Annotated in this window: 10 protein-coding genes; all 10 read left to right on the top strand. The window is 41.8% G+C overall.

All coding sequences use genetic code 11. From position 1 onward, the window contains the following. Position 1: 1 nt before the first annotated feature. Positions 2-946, top strand: a complete 945-nt coding sequence (locus tag ACGHCK_RS06320; protein ID WP_251422890.1) for a 3'-5' exoribonuclease YhaM family protein — start codon at positions 2-4, stop codon at positions 944-946. 14 nt (positions 947-960) lie between these two features. Continuing rightward, positions 961-1830, top strand: a complete 870-nt coding sequence (locus ACGHCK_RS06325; protein ID WP_251422887.1) for an aldose 1-epimerase family protein — start codon at positions 961-963, stop codon at positions 1828-1830. Positions 1831-1919: 89 nt separating this feature from the next. Then, complete coding sequence (locus ACGHCK_RS06330; RefSeq protein WP_202231170.1) at positions 1920-3053, top strand: cation:proton antiporter; 1134 nt, start codon at positions 1920-1922, stop codon at positions 3051-3053. Between the two features lie 69 nt (positions 3054-3122). Then, on the top strand, positions 3123-3752 hold the full coding sequence (gene upp / locus ACGHCK_RS06335; protein WP_202231169.1) for a uracil phosphoribosyltransferase: 630 nt from the start codon (positions 3123-3125) through the stop codon (positions 3750-3752). Positions 3753-3899: 147 nt separating this feature from the next. Beyond that, on the top strand, positions 3900-4508 hold the full coding sequence (locus ACGHCK_RS06340) for a nitroreductase family protein (RefSeq protein WP_251422884.1): 609 nt from the start codon (positions 3900-3902) through the stop codon (positions 4506-4508). A gap of 221 nt (positions 4509-4729) precedes the next feature. Then, positions 4730-5047 carry an ATP cone domain-containing protein gene (locus ACGHCK_RS06345; RefSeq protein WP_202230961.1) on the top strand — a complete coding sequence of 106 codons (318 nt, stop codon included), beginning with the start codon at positions 4730-4732 and terminating at the stop codon, positions 5045-5047. Between the two features lie 337 nt (positions 5048-5384). Beyond that, positions 5385-11612: an LPXTG cell wall anchor domain-containing protein gene (locus tag ACGHCK_RS06350; RefSeq protein ID WP_251422881.1), complete on the top strand. Its 6228-nt coding sequence runs from the start codon at positions 5385-5387 to the stop codon at positions 11610-11612. Between the two features lie 16 nt (positions 11613-11628). Further along, a complete protein-coding gene (locus ACGHCK_RS06355) occupies positions 11629-12246 on the top strand; it encodes an LPXTG cell wall anchor domain-containing protein (protein ID WP_251422878.1) in 618 nt (205 codons plus the stop codon). A 281-nt stretch (positions 12247-12527) separates the two neighbouring features. After that, positions 12528-13475 (top strand): ferrochelatase, encoded by a 948-nt coding sequence (hemH, locus tag ACGHCK_RS06360; RefSeq protein WP_251422875.1) that lies wholly within the window; start codon positions 12528-12530, stop codon positions 13473-13475. Positions 13476-13841: 366 nt separating this feature from the next. Further along, positions 13842-15782 carry a threonine--tRNA ligase gene (thrS, locus tag ACGHCK_RS06365; RefSeq protein ID WP_271328128.1) on the top strand — a complete coding sequence of 647 codons (1941 nt, stop codon included), beginning with the start codon at positions 13842-13844 and terminating at the stop codon, positions 15780-15782. Positions 15783-16137: the final 355 nt, after the last annotated feature.

Below are 16137 nucleotides of genomic sequence, written 5' to 3' on the forward strand. Positions count from 1 at the left end.
TATGGTTCTGATAAAAAATCTATCCATTGGTGAATTTTTTGAGGGTTTTTACCTGATAAAATCAGTTGAACTCCGTCAAACACGTGCAGGCAAAGACTTTCTTGCGATTGTTTTTCAAGATCGTACAGGAACTATCTCAGGAAATATTTGGGATGCAAATCCGAAAGCTATAAAACAGTTCGTTGCGGGGCGCGTGGTGCATATGAAGGCATTAAAAGAGCTTTATAATGGCATGCCCCAAGTCAACCGCATCAGTTTACGCTTAGCAGAGGGAAATGAGCCGATAAATCCAGAAGATTATCGAGAAAAGTCCCCTGTAAATGAGACGGAGCTTCGGGAATATGTTGAAAGCATTCTTTTTCGAATCGAAAACGCGACATGGAATCGCATTGTACGTCATATTTTGAAGAAGTTTGACCGTGAGTTTTACCAGTTCCCAGCAGCCAAAACCAATCACCATGCTTTTGAGGGTGGCTTGGCCTACCATACGACAACCATGCTCCAGCTGGCTGAAAAGGTTTGTGAAGTTTATCCTCAGCTCAACGAATCTTTAATGTTTGCAGGAATTCTTTTGCATGATATGGCTAAATGCATAGAGTTTACCGGTGTTGAAAACACAAGCTATACTCTGCGAGGAAATCTTTTAGGGCATATTGTACTTATTGATGAAGAAGTGAGTAAAGCAGCCATGGAGTTAGGAATTGATGAGGAGAAAGAAGACTTACTTTTGCTGCGACATGTGTTATTGAGTCACCATGGACAGCTGGAGTATGGCAGCCCTGTGCGCCCTAAAATCATGGAAGCTGAAATCATACATCAGATTGACATGATGGATGCCAGCATGATGATGATGATGACTGCCCTTAACAATGTCGATCCCGGACAATCCAGCCAGCGTGTCTTTGCCTTGGAAAACCGTAACTTTTACAAGCCCTTGAATAACTAGTATAGAAAGAAAAGATGAAACATACACTGAAAAATGACACATTAACTGTCGAAGTTAACGCTTTTGGCGCAGAACTGAACTCTGTTAAAAAGGATGGCATTGAGTACCTTTGGCAGGCAGATGCAGACTTTTGGGGACGTCATGCGCCGGTGCTCTTCCCCATCGTTGGGAAGCTTAAAGAGGGCCAATACATTTATGAGAACAAGGTCTATGCTATGTCTGGACATGGTTTTGCCCGTGATAGCGTGTTTACACTTGTCAAAGAGGAAGAAGATGAACTCATTTATGAGCTTGTATCAACCGCTGAAACTCTTGCAAGCTATCCTTTTGAGTTTAGCTTTAAAGTAGGCTATAAACTCATGGATAATCAGATTCGTGTGCGCTATCAGGTTGAAAACAAGGGCCATAAACAGATGATTTTCGGTCTTGGAGCACATCCTGCCTTTAACGTTCCTATAGAAAAGGGGACTTTTGAAGACTATAAATTGACAGTTTCTCCTTCAGAAAAGCGCACCTTTATTCCTTTAGACTTGCCGACAGGTATGCTTAAAAGAGAGGAACAAGCAGAAGTAGAAGTGAGTGAGTTGCCACTAAAGCATGAACTCTTTGCTAAGGATGCCCTTGTCTATACTTCTTCAGATGAAATGTCCGTGGCATTGACAAACAGTTTAGACAAGCGGAGCGTGAAAGTAACTTGGAAAGAGATGCCTTTCTTTGGACTTTGGAGCCCTTATCCAGCTGAGGCAAGTTTTGTTTGCATTGAGCCTTGGGCGGGGATTGCTGATGAAGTTGCTACCAATGGGCAGTTGACGGAGAAGTTCGGTATGAATCAACTTGACCCTCAAGAAAAATTTACTTGTACCTATGTTGTCGAAATAAATTAACGGTCAAAGATAGACATAGCGCTATCTTTTTTCTATTTTTTAAGAAGGCTGAGAGGAAAAACAAGGCGTAAATTGTTATAATAGAAGGTATGAATGATATTTTCCAACTTACATTGATTTTGGTTGCTTCTTTGGTTGCAACCTTGTTTGCAAGAAGAATAAGAATTCCAGCAGTAGTTGGACAGATACTTATTGGTATTGTTTTAGCTCCTGCTGCTTTAGGCTGGTTACATGGTGGACATACGATTGAGGTTCTTTCTGAAATAGGCGTGATTTTGCTCATGTTCCTTGCTGGTTTAGAGAGTGACCTTAGTGTACTTAAGAAAAATTTTAAACCCGCTTTACTGGTTGCCTTAGCAGGTGTACTTGTCCCTTTGCTGGTATTCTGGGGTGTTACTGCTCTGATGGGTTATGCTTTCTCTACAGCCATCTTTTATGGGATTGTCTTTGCAGCAACTTCTGTATCGATTACGGTCGAAGTTCTGCAAGAGTATGGTAAACTTTCGACAAAAGCAGGTTCGATTATCTTGGGTGCAGCAGTTGTGGATGATATCCTGGCTGTTCTTGCCTTATCTATTTTTACATCAGCAAACAGTTCTTCAGGAAACTTGCCGCAACAGTTCTTTATGGAATTTCTGTTCCTCGTCTTTTTGGTTCTTGTTCACAAGTCTGTACCAAAAATTTGGCGATTTGTTGAGAAACTGCCCATCTATGCGAAAAACACAACCGCAGCACTGATTCTTTGCTTGGTTTTGAGTCTTTTAGCTGATGCTGCAGGAATGTCAGCAGTAATTGGTTCTTTTTTTGCGGGCTTGGCACTGAGTCAAACCGATGTTTCACATAAGATTGAAGAATACAGCTCAGCTATTGCTTATGTCGTCTTTATCCCTGTTTTCTTTGTTTCCATAGCTATATCGGTTACTTTTGAGAGTATCTTTGAACAGCCTCTCTTGATTCTCTTCTTTACACTTCTAGCGGTCTTAACCAAGTTTATCCCAGCATACTTTATTGGAAAATCCACGGGGCTCACAACATCAGAGAGTGCCTTGGTTGGTACTGGTATGGTTTCTCGTGGGGAGATGGCACTCATCATCGCGCAGATTGGGTTGGCTTCACAAGTGATTAACAGTGACATTTATTCAGAACTTGTCATCGTCATTATCTTGAGTACACTTATCGCACCATTTTTGATTAAGCAATCTTTGAAAAAGGGAATAAGCTGACAATAATAACAGACTTATAAGGAAAAAAATGATAAAATAGTCAAAGTATATAAAATGAAGGGGTTTCTTATGTCAAACTTTCAAGTAGTAAAACATCCACTTATCCAACACAAACTTTCAATCTTACGCCGTGCGGATGTATCAACAAAAGAGTTTCGTGAACTTGTCGATGAGATTGGTATGCTCATGGCTTATGAAGTATCACGAGATTTGCCTTTACAAGATGTGGAGATTGATACACCTGTTGCACATATGACAGCACAAGAACTTGCAGGTAAAAAGCTTGCTATTGTACCGATTCTTCGTGCAGGTATTGGTATGGTGGATGGTATCTTGAAACTCATCCCAGCTGCGCGTGTAGGTCATATCGGTATGTATCGTGACGAAGAAACACTTACACCAGTGGAGTATTTGGTAAAACTTCCAACGGATATTGCAGAACGTCAGATCTTTCTAGTTGATCCGATGTTGGCTACCGGAGGCTCTGCCATCCTTGCTATTGATAGCCTTAAAAAACGTAACGCCAACAACATCAAATTTGTTTGCCTTGTGGCTGCACCAGAAGGGATTAAAGCAGTTCAAGAAGCACATCCAGATATTGATATCTATGTTGCAGCACTTGATGATCATCTAAACGAGCATGGTTACATTGTTCCAGGTCTTGGTGATGCTGGAGACCGTTTGTTTGGAACAAAATAAAAAGTCAATTTAAAACACTTAAAGTTGAACTCAGCTTTCAGTGTTTTTTTATAAAAATATTTCAAACTAAATAGTTTACAAACGTAAATTTATGTGATAAGATTACGTTTGTAAACAAAAATAAGTAATTTAAAAAGGAGACATAACATGTCATTTATCAACGCACTCAAAAAACGTCGCTCAATCTATGCACTTGGCAAACATATTAAAGATACGGATCAAGCTATCGAAACAATTAAAGAAGCTGTGAAACACAGCCCAACAGCATTTAACAGCCAAACAACACGCGTCCTTATCGTTACAGGAGATGCACAGGAAAAACTTTGGGGGCAAATCGTTGCTGACGAATTGAAAGCAGCGATGAAAGCTCAAGGCGTTCCAGAGTCAGCTTGGGAAGGAACAAAAGCAAAACTCGATGGTTTCAAAGCGGCCTATGGTACGGCCCTCTTCTTCGAAGATCAAGATGTTGTTAAAGGCTTGCAAGAACAGTTTGCCCTTTATGCCGAAAACTTCCCCGTATGGAGCGAACAAGCTTCAGGTATTACTACTGTAAATGCGTGGACTGCACTTGCTGAACTTGGTATCGGTGCAAACCTGCAACACTACAATCCAGTGATTGATGAAGCTGTTGCTAAAGAATGGAATATTCCATCAAACTGGAAATTACGTGGACAGCTTGTATTTGGTTCCATTGAGGATGAAGCAGGTGAGAAAACTTATATGGAAGATGATGACCGTTTCATCGTTGTGAAATAAGTTAAAAAATCCAAAGCAGGGAAAAAGCCGCAAAGCATAAGATAAAAGTGGAATCGCTCAATCATGCGGTTCTATTTTTGCATATTTAGATTGAAGCGCTCTATTTTGTATCCTTCCCAAGTTTTGAGATTTTTTTTTGTAGGGAAAACGATAATTTGCTATAATAAAACAGTAAACTGTTGAAGTGAGTAGAGATAAAACCACAAATAAGGAGAGAATACATGGAAGCAAAATTGCTCAATAAAGTAGTTATTAAGCGTAACGGACGAGTAGTTGACTGGGATTCATTTCGTATTCAAACGGCTGTTTTTAAGGCAGCTATTAATGGAAAATACGCAGATAAACCCTTGCATGCCAACATGATTGCAAATAATGTTGCCAAGGTTGTAGAAAAGGTAATTGCCGAGCTTCCATTTGAAAAGATTGAGATTGATACGATTCAAAATCAAGTTGTGAAGCAACTCAATGATTTTGATAAAGAAGTCGCAAAAGATTTTTTAGAATATAAAGTTAAACAAGAAATCAACCGTAAACATTAAAGCAGATTCTTTAAGAACCTGCTTTTTTTGTTCGCCAATTGAGGTAAAAAGTTAGACAGTAATTATTTTTATGCATATACGCTAGTTTCAAAAATCACACAAAAGCAACATTAATGTGTGCATTGTTTAACATAAACAACTAATCGTAATATTATTTCTTTTTAACTTTTACATTTGATATAATTTGTAATGTAGGGAATATTTTAAGGGGTATCATATCATCAAAGACTTTTACTGCAATTATGAAGTAAGCGCTTACTATTATGCGGAGTTTGATATATAAGAATATTGGAACCTGTGATGAAACAAGTGCAAATAAATTTTAGGAGAACAATATATGACGGAAAGAAAAGTAATCAAGGCAAGAAAGCAGGCGATACGTCGTGCTCGACTGAAAAAAGCGGGGACTGTCGCTGCGATACTGCCTCTTGTGGTTTCTAAAGGAGCACCAGTTGCAACGCTTGTACGGGGTCGGCACAATGAAGAGGCACTGGGTATTGAACAGATGGTTGAGGTTTCAGAACAGGAGATCGCAGACATCGTGCTACCAGAAGCACTTGCAGAAGAAATAATCGAAGAGGAAGAAGCTAGCAAAGAGCAAGAAATTCAAGAAGATTTAGGAACTCTCCCAGCTTTTGAAGCTCCTCAAACGTTTGTGGCTCCGAGTTTTTCAGAGGGGGGATTGACTAGTTTTGAGGGGAATGATGCTTATTTGGGCATTGCGCCTTTAGCGGTGAACTGGGTGGGTAAAGAGAACTGGCCTTGGGCGGAAATTACTCATACAAGGTGGGTAGGTGAAGATCAGGTTGAGATTACTTTTAAAAGAGAACTTTCCAATGATGAAACGCTAGGTACTGGCCAGATTGGCAAAATGGAATTTGTAGTAGAGATAGGAGAAGGAGATAAGTTTTTAGATAATGTATCCTTCTACTCTGGAGAAAATGCGGGAGGGGGACTCTACCGTATTATCTTAGAAGGCATAACGGAGGAAGCCTTTGGTGATATCACTGTTTATGTAGGTGATCCAGATAATGAAAACTCTTTCCGTCTCGATGGTGCTTTCTTACGTCCTAGTCCTTTCGTTCCTATAGTTCTTACAGAGAGGCACATTCATCAAGGGAGGGTTGCTGACAAATTTGTTGGTGATGAACCAGAAGCTGATGTTGAGCACTGGCCACACTTGGACCTGTCAGACTTTGGGTTTAGAGGAAATCTTGATTTTACCAGTAAAATAGCAGACATTGTTTTTGCAAGAGTAACACAAGTAGGGGCATCACGAATCAACTATGGGAATGTGAGTTGGAGCATGATTGAACAGGAGATTGCAGATGCACTCAATGCGCAAGACAATCTTCCTGTAGGTCAGTACTATAGGGTAGAGATCCCAGCAGCTCTCCGTGACAGCCTCACTGGCACAGGTCTCTTTTATAATGGGAACGTTTTGGAAAATGTTCCTGTAGCGCTTCATAATATTCAGGTTAATCGTGGTCGAGTACATACGCGTCCATTTGATGGCACGCGTATGGTACAGTCTATTGAACAGCACATTTCACTTAGCTTTGAGATTCAAATGGCTAACCCTGAAGATAATCCTGTTCTTCCTCCTCCTCTGCAAGTACAGCTCCCCGTGGATATCTTACGTTACGACCGCGCAAGTCTCTGGGCTTCCTTCGTTCATCTGGTAGGAAATAATCGCTTTGATGAAGTGCATCAAGCTGTGCTTACGGCAGCAGCAGGTCTTTCATACGACCTTAGCGATGAGATGCTCAGAGAGTTAACTCAGAGCATCCTCACGCAGTCAGCTGTCCACAACCTTACAGGCAACTCAAATGGACTCTATGACGGGCAGATTACTCTTGCAGAAGAAGGCTTTACGCCGATGATTCTAGGAAATCTTCAAAGCGTGCCAGACAAGGTGTTTGATAATACGAATACTGTCTCAGGTGTACAGGAGGGATATAGGATTGAGTTTGGAATCATGAGGGCGAATCCTGCGGGTGAAGGGACGCTACGTTTTGTTACAGCAAGCTTAGTGATAAACCCTAACGATCTGGAGTTTGAGCATGTCAATGTAGGGACACATAAGATTAATCTACGTGCGGCTTCTAGTATGAACTTACAGATAAGAAGTGGGGAACGAGATATCCTTAATCCCGAAGACCTGAGTGATTTTATAGAGGCTTACGGAGGGCAGATAGAAAAAAGCATTCGGATTATGGCGGAAAATGGTGGTCTCTTTAACGAAGCGACAATCACTCCTAAGCCAGTAACGTGGATAGCAGGACGTGTTGATGACAAGGTCTATGATGGGACTGCTCGCGTATCGGGCATTGTTCCCCCTCGATTAAAAGGCTTCGTTGCTGGTGATGACAATATTATTGACGTTGAATTTGGCACCTTGACAGAGCGTCTCCGCTTTGCCAATAGTTTGCCGGGAAGCTGGGAAATTGAGGGACTTGACTTTGATGAGCGTATGCTCAATCGTAAGGACCATGCCGGTGGTGGTAATTTCAACTATCAGATTATGGATCAGCCTCAGTTTGAGCTTGCTACCATCCGTCCCTTAGTTTTGGAGGTTAACGATTTCAACCGCCTTACATTTGTGAGAAATAAGGTGTCTCGTCAATACGATAGGACGGCTATCTATAAGGGAAGTTTGGACCCAATTTTTGTCACAATCAATGGGGTTGATGAAGGAGAAGAACATATTTATCAATTGCTCTTTTCTGAAGATGGTGTGCTTCGCTTTGAAGACAATAGTGTCACGGCCAATCATGTGGAAGTTTATTTAGAAGAGTCAACCATTCTCTTGCAACGTCAAGGAGGAGAAACGCAGCCTGTTGAACTCTCTGAGAACTTACAGGATTATCTACGCAATAAGCTTTTCCTTGGCCAAATTACACCTCGTCAAATTTTCTGGGGCATGGGCCAAGTGAAAGACAAAGATTATGATGGAAATAAGTCAGCTACGCTTACGGATACAGGAATGCCACAACTTTTCTCAGCAATAGATAGGGATGACTTCGCGATACATGACTTAGACAAAGAATACATCACACTGAACCATGGTTCAGCTGAATTTCAGTCTAGAAATGTTGCCCGTGATGACCAAGGAGATGTTATCGCACAGCCTGTTGTTGCAACAGAGGGCTGGACAATCAGTGGTTACCTTGCGCGTAACTATGAGATAGTGCCAGATCCAGATAGAACTGGAGAAACTGCCGCTTTTGACTTGCCTGATAACCTTTTTGGCCAATCTGCTTTTGGAATGCCGAATTTCTTTTATACAGCGCTTATGAAGCCAAGCTTTGCTGATGCGACAATCCGTCCATTAGATGTTCATTTCACAAACGGTTCTTTGATTGACTCAAGCAGAACTTACACGGGAAGACCGATAAGACCAGAATTATCCGATTTCCTGCTGCCAACCTTAAGTACAGTTTTTGAGGACAAGCAAGACTTATTAGAGCGTGAGATGAACGATCGAATAACAGTAGTTGAAGGAGGCCTTGTTCACACGAACAACCGTGAAGTGGGGACAGCAGTTTCAGCTCTATCTGGTTGGGATATTGGTGGCACACACCATACCAACTATCGCTTAATAAACTCTCCTGATATCGAATGGGAAATCACTGTCAAGCAAATCAATTCTTGGCAAGATGTAGTAGGTGCACAAGCTGGATTTGCGACTAAGATTTTTGATGATACAAATAAAGTCTTGGAAGATCAATTCAATAGACCCCTCAATAGATTACCAAGCTTTGGTAGGGTCCGAAATCCTGATGTTTTAAACGTTGAGGGCTGGGGACTGACTTTTGATTCAGCAGATGCGGGTAGAGAGCGTAGTCTTACTATCGAAAATACCGATAAGGTTCGTGCACAGTTAGAGACCCTGTTTAGAGGAAATCAAGTTCTAGCTGAGGATTTTGACTTCAACAGCCTTTTTGTAGCAGAAATCACACCGCGTATCTTGCGTTGGGAAAATGGGAGTATCCCGTCGCGCCCCTATAATTCTAGCACTGATATTATAGGGACGATTAGCTTGCCAGAACTTGTTAGATCAGAAGTGGGACATGAGATTTTAGCGAATCATGTGGAGGTTACTCATAATTCAAATCTCTTATCTGAACTTGTCTTCCCTGATACGGCGATAGGAAGCTATACCTTTAACTGGTTTGAAGCTGTGGGGTTAAGCATCGAATTTGCAGACCCAAGGCATAGGGGCAACTATGTTGTACCAGAATTGGGAAAAGCTAGCGCATCAATCCTCCCCGTAAATATAGTCAAAGAAGATATTATAGGGACTGGCTTTACCGTGGAGAGCCGAGAGTATGATGGACAAACTGAAATTTCAGACAATGACTTTGTAGCTGTGATTGCCCTTGAAGGCGACCATGAGATTACCTTGCCTTACCGTGTAGAAGGATTGCGTTTTGCCAATCACAATGCGGGTACAAGAGAGCTTGAATTTGCCCTTAACGGGATTGTCCTTGACGAGAAAATTAACTTTTTTGAAGAAAGTGCTATCGCAGAAATTATTGAGGAGATTGAACAGTATATTCTCAACTTCCGAGAGGCTGAGATTACGCCACGCCGTATTGCTTGGACAGAAGGACAAGCTTCAGATAAGGAATGGGATAATACTGATAAGGTTCACAATATTTTTAACCCCCCTAGGTTAATTCGTCTGCTTGATACAGAAGAGGATGGTTCAAGAGTGGAGGCTCCAGAAGTGACTGTGCTCGAAAGTGCTATTGTTGCGCGTGATTGGGGCATTATTACCGAGGCTGAGGGCGGCGCACAGTTTACTCAGACAGAGGTGGGCGAGGATATTCCAGTAGTTTCAGATGATAACTGGCAACTGGTGGTAGATTCAGATAAAGAAGACGAGCATCCATTAACCAATTACACTTTTGGAAGCGATAGCGAGGCAGGAGAAATGCTACAGCCTCACTTTGCCTCAGCCAATATTTGGCCAGTGTCTATTACGGACGTCCAGCCAATGCCAGAAAATCCATCCGACATGAAGAACAACATTCTTTATATCCAATCCGGTTATATCGAACGGCAGTATAATGGCACTGACCGAATCAACCTCCCAGATGATGTAGAAGTCAGCCCAGAGTTAAGCTTGCGTAATGAACAAGGGCAGGATATCAAATTAACACTTGAAAACTTGGAAAATCTAAGTGTTCGCTTCCAAGATGAGAATGTTGCTTATGATAACGGAAATGTTGCAGATAAAGGGGTTATCACAAGTGTTGATGGTCTTAACCTTGCCAACGTTGAGCTTTCTGATGCTGGATTAAGTGAGATTAAGGCACTGCTTTTCACGGGACGAATCACACCGTGGGAACTTAACAAATCATATCTTGATGAAGCCGTCATTTCTCTTGTGGGCGATTCCCTTATCCGAAAGGAGTATAATGGTGAAACAGCTTGGACTGTTCCAGAAATTCCTGACCCAAACAATGCTGGAGAGAATATTAAGCTCTTCCCAGAGCTTGGGATTGAGATTGTGGGCACGGAGGTTGTTATTCCCATCCTCTTTGGTGAAGACTATGAGATTGTCTTTGAGGATCGCCATGCAGGCAATGATAAGCAGGTAACCATAAAAGGCTTCTATCTGGATTCACGAAATGTATCCTTGCAGAGTGACTTTAAGGATTGGATGAGCGAACATTTGCTGACTGGAGAAATTACTCCTATGGTTATCCAATGGACACAAGGGCAGGTCGAAAGACGTCGCTATGATGGCACAGCAGAAGCAAAAATTGCTGCTGCTGCGATGCCAAGCTTGCCTATCTTAGCAGTTGATAAACCTAGAGTAAATATTCAGACCGGTCAAGCTCAGTTTGATGATGCTAATGTACGCTTTGATGACGAGGGAAATGTTATTGCTATGCCCGTTCATGCTTTAGGAACAGGTGAGTGGAGTATTTCAGGAGAATACTCAGGCAACTATTGGTTGCAGCCTTCAATGAGCAGTGCGTTAAACTCCATTCTCCCAGCACGTCAAGCGCTCTTATCCTTCAGCCCTCGACCAGTGCAGTCCGTTAATCCATTGTTTGAAAGCCAAGTCATTGACCCTGTTCGACTAAGCTTTAATGGTCGAAAGATTGCGGAGCGGGTCTTCAACTATGATTACTATTTCATGGCAGAAGATAAAACCTACGAGTATGGCGTTGAAGCTGGTTTCGACAGACCAGAAAAATGGACCAATGTGGATACAGGTGAGCCTATGGATGCTATCGGAGGTCACTACTTAACCATAACTTTTGTCAATCAAATGTCACGTTTGGCTAATGGCCAGCCTCACGTTGCTGAGGATGAGTTGGTCTTTGTTGATGCCCAAGGTAATGTTATCGAAAGAGCGGATGTTCTTGTTGAACTGCGTGATGCGGACGGAAATGTTAACCGTAACTATGAGTATGTCTTTGCTGACAATGTTGAAACGATTGGTCGTATCACAAAGGCACAAGGTTTCTCGGTTACTAGACCGCAAGCGGCACGTGTGGAGAAGACGGAGATTGAGCTTTTCCACTCTCAAATCATGATGCCATGACTTTTTCCTAGAAGATATGCCTTTTGTCTTTGAACCACTTGCCTTTAACGTGGTGGGGACAGAACTTACAGGATTGGGCGATCTATTGGCATCAGCTACTGACTTTGATCCAGGACCTTATCAGGTTGAATACGCAGTTTCAAGAACAGAAAATCCTGAAGATTTGGATGCAGCTGCTTGGCAGCAATCTACTCTTTTCACAGATTTGTTACCAGGTACAGAATATTTCCTCTTCGCCCGCCAAGCAGAACATCATAATCGCTACGAGGGAGAGATAATTGCTGGTGCCACTGTTGTGACTTTAGGAGAAGCACCGCCTCAGTCTGATAATGGGGAACCAGGAGGAGAAAATGGTCGACCAGATAACGACAATACAGGGGAGCAAAACAATCGTCCAGACACTGAAACAGGTGATACAGGGGAAAGCAATGAGCAGGACAAGGGCTATCCTTCGGAAGAAGATAGACCTCTTGAAGATGAAGTTAGGCAAGACGATGAGAGAGACATTGAAAATATCCAAAAAATCAGAGCAGAATTACCAAGTACGGGGGATATGATTGGCATCGGTCTTGGAATTGCAGGCTTGGCAGCTCTAGTCAGTGCAGTTGTTTTACGGAAAAAGAACAAAAAATAATCAGTCCTAGTTTGAAAAAGTGAAGCATAGGTCAGCGGAAAATTTTATTTTCCAGTGTAAAGCTTTACTGAAAGAAGTTCCAAAAATGAAAAAATGCTTAATCATGTGCATAATAATGCTGGGTTGAGCATTTTTCTATTTCCCTTCTCTTTTACTTGAGTGCTGTTGAGATTCCAACTTTTCTACACTATTAATGACGAACTTGTGAAATTCAGGTAAAATAGTAAGCAGATGATTGTATTGTTTGTTGAAATTTAGAAAATACAGGAGAAATATATAGCATGAAAAAAAGAGGCCTCCTCTTAGTTAATCTTGGGACACCCGAGAACACCTCCCCTCGAGCACTAAGAAAATATTTGAAGAAATTTTTGTCTGACAGGCGTGTCATCAAGACACATCCCTTGGTCTGGCAACCGCTCTTACACGGTATTATCCTCAATACTCGACCGCGAAAATCAGCGCGACTTTATGAGAAGATTGTTCAAGAGGGGGAGTTCCCGCTGCTTACCTATACAGCAGCCCAAGAAAAAAATCTTCAGGAACTTTGTCCCGATGTTGAAGTGGCTATGGGGATGTCTTACAGCGCACCTAGCATTGAAACCAGTCTGGAGAATCTTTTGAATAAAGGTGTAGAAGAGTTAACTGTTCTCCCCATGTATCCGCAATATTCAGGAACGACAGTAGGTTCAGTCTTTGACAGTGTGATGAACTACTTCTTGAAAAAAGATAATATTGTTGATTTGAGCTTTATTCGTTCTTTCTATCAGGAACCGCTCTATATCAAATATTTTGCCGACAAGATAAAAAATGCCTTAGCAAAAGAAACAGATATCGAGGCGCTTATTTTTTCCTATCATGGTATTCCGCTTTCTTACGTAACGGATGGCGACACTTATCCAGAAGAATGCACGGAAACGACACGCTTAATCATGGAAGAAATTGGCGATTTTCCGCATTATCAAACTTATCAGTCGAAATTTGGCCCTGCCGAGTGGTTGACCCCCGCAACAGACGATACCCTAAAAAAGTTACCTGGGCAAGGTGTGAAAAAAGTCCTTATTGTTGCACCTGGATTTGTAGTAGATTGTCTAGAAACTCTTGAAGAACTAGAGGAAGAAAACAGGACATACTTCTTGGAAAATGGAGGTGAAAAATATATCTATCTCCCACCTTTTAATGACGATAAGGCTTTTGCTGAACTTGTAAAAGAAATTGTGAAGAAAAAGTAAATATATTTTTCTAAAAAATCAAAAAATTGCATAAAAAGACTTGACAAAAGATAAAGAAAGACATAAAATAATTATCAGAGACAAGTCTTTAAGCAATTCTTTTCAAGAGAGCGAGTGGTCGGTGCAAACTCGTATTGTGATTGTTAAGGATACCACTCTATTTCTACTCCCTGCGAACAGGGAGCGTCGCTGACACGTTACGTCAAAGATGAGACAATTTTTGAGGCTTTTTGTGCCTAGAAAATTAAGAAGGTGGTAACACGCAGCCGGCGTCCTTTATATGAGGAAGCTGGTCTGCGTTTTTTTTATTTTCTTCGAGTCTCATCGTACAAACTAACTAATGTTAACAAAAAATAGGAGGCTTATATGGTTAAAATTACTTTCCCTGATGGTGCTGTCAAAGAATTTGAGGCAGGCATCTCAACACTTGAAATCGCAAAATCCATCTCACCAGGTTTGGCAAAAAAAGCCCTAGCTGGTAAAGTCAATGGTAAGCTTATTGATGTGACTCGTCCGATTGAGGAAGATGCAACTTTCGAAATTGTGACTCCAGAGCATGAAGATGCTTTTGACTTGCTTCGCCACTCAGCGGCTCACCTCTTTGCCCAAGCGGCACGCCGTCATTTTCCCAATATCCATCTTGGGGTAGGTCCAGCTATTGAGAATGGCTTTTACTATGATACAGATAATGAAGAAGGACAAATTTCTAACGAGGATTTGGAAAAGATAGAAGAAGAGATGCACCGCATTTCGAAAGAAAATTTCCCTTCCATTCGTAGAGAAGTCACTAAAGAAGAAGCAAAAGAAATCTTTGCGAATGACCCTTATAAACTCGAACTTATTGAAGAGCATAACGGCGATGAAGGCGGTTTGACTATTTATAGCCAAGGTGAATATACTGACCTTTGCCGTGGGCCACATGTGCCGTCAACAGGCTTCATCAAATACTTTAAATTGCTCAACGTAGCCGGCGCTTACTGGCGTGGAAATAGCGATAACGCGATGATGCAACGTGTTTACGGTACAGCTTGGTTTACTAAAGAAGACCTGGAAGAAAACCTGAAAATGCGTGAAGAAGCGAAAGAACGTGACCACCGTAAACTGGGCCGCGAATTAGACCTTTTCTTCAACGAAGCATCTTTGGGTGCCGGTACAGCTTATTGGCTTCCAGATGGTGCAACTATTCGCCGTACAATCCAACGTTTCGTAGAAGACCGTGAAATCGCTGCAGGCTACTTGCATGTACATACACCGAATCTGATGAACTTGGACATCTATAAACAATCTGGGCACTGGCAGCACTATCATGAAGACATGTTCCCGCCAATGGATATGGGTGACGGCGAACAAATGGAACTTCGTCCAATGAACTGCCCATCACACATCGCTATCTACAAGCATCATGTACACAGCTACCGCGAGTTACCTATCCGTATCGCAGAGTTTGGAACAATGCACCGTTATGAAAAATCAGGTGCTCTTTCAGGCCTTCAACGTGTACGTGTCATGCAGTTGAACGACGGGCATACATTTGTCACACCAGACCAGATTCAAGAAGAATTTGGTAAAATTCTTGAATTGATTATGGAAATGTACCGTGACTTCGGTATCGATGATTACAGCTTCCGTCTGTCATACCGTGATCCAGAAGATACAGAAAAATACTTCCCAGACGATGCAATGTGGGAAAAATCACAACGTATGCTTAAGGCAACAATGGATGACATGAATCTTGATTACGTTGAAGCAGAAGGCGAAGCAGCCTTCTACGGTCCAAAACTAGATATCCAAGTAAAAACTGCCTTGGGTAATGAAGAAACACTTTCAACTATCCAGCTGGACTTCCTTAACCCTGAAAACTTCGACATCACATATGTTGGTGCAGATGGTGAAAAACATCGCCCTGTCATGATTCACCGTGGTGTAATCTCTACCTTGGAACGCTTTACAGCTTACTTGATTGAACTTTATAAAGGGGCATTCCCAACTTGGTTGGCACCTACTCAGGCGATTATTATTCCAGTAAACAACGAAATTCATGCGGATTACGCATGGGAAATCAAAAAACGTCTACAAGAAAAAGGCTTGCGTATCGTTGTTGATGAATCTAATGAAAAAATGGGTTATAAGATTCGTCAAGCCCAAACACGTAAAGTTCCATATCAAATCGTTGTCGGTGACCAAGAAATGGCAGATGGTACAGTAAACATCCGCCGTTACGGTTCAAATGACACAGAAGTCATCAGTTTGGATCGATTTATCGAAAATATCCAAGCAGACGTTGCGAACTACAGCCGTCGCAAATAAAAGACAGTCAACTGTCAATAACATAGAGTCAAGAAGCTCCAGTCGGGGCTTCTTTTCTCATGCTTTCCTTGGTTCAGAAGAGAGAAACAAGCAAAGCCCCCAGCCAAATCAAACACCCTTTTCTCATCAAACACTCATTTCATTTGACCTTTTTTTTTTTTTATACTATAGACTCAGAAAGTAAACGTAACATTAGAAATACAAATGTAATGAAAATCTAAACCACAGGTTACGTCAAAGGAGGAGTTTATGACACCAGAAAAGAAAAACCAGCGGTGGCTGCGCAACCTCGCGCTCCTGTCCCTCTTATTGCTCTTGGTAGGCGGCACCTTCGCCTTCCAAGCCTTCAACCAGC

The sequence above is a fragment of the Lactococcus muris genome (genome assembly GCF_042849115.1).
Classification (GTDB): Bacteria; Bacillota; Bacilli; order Lactobacillales; family Streptococcaceae; genus Lactococcus; species Lactococcus muris.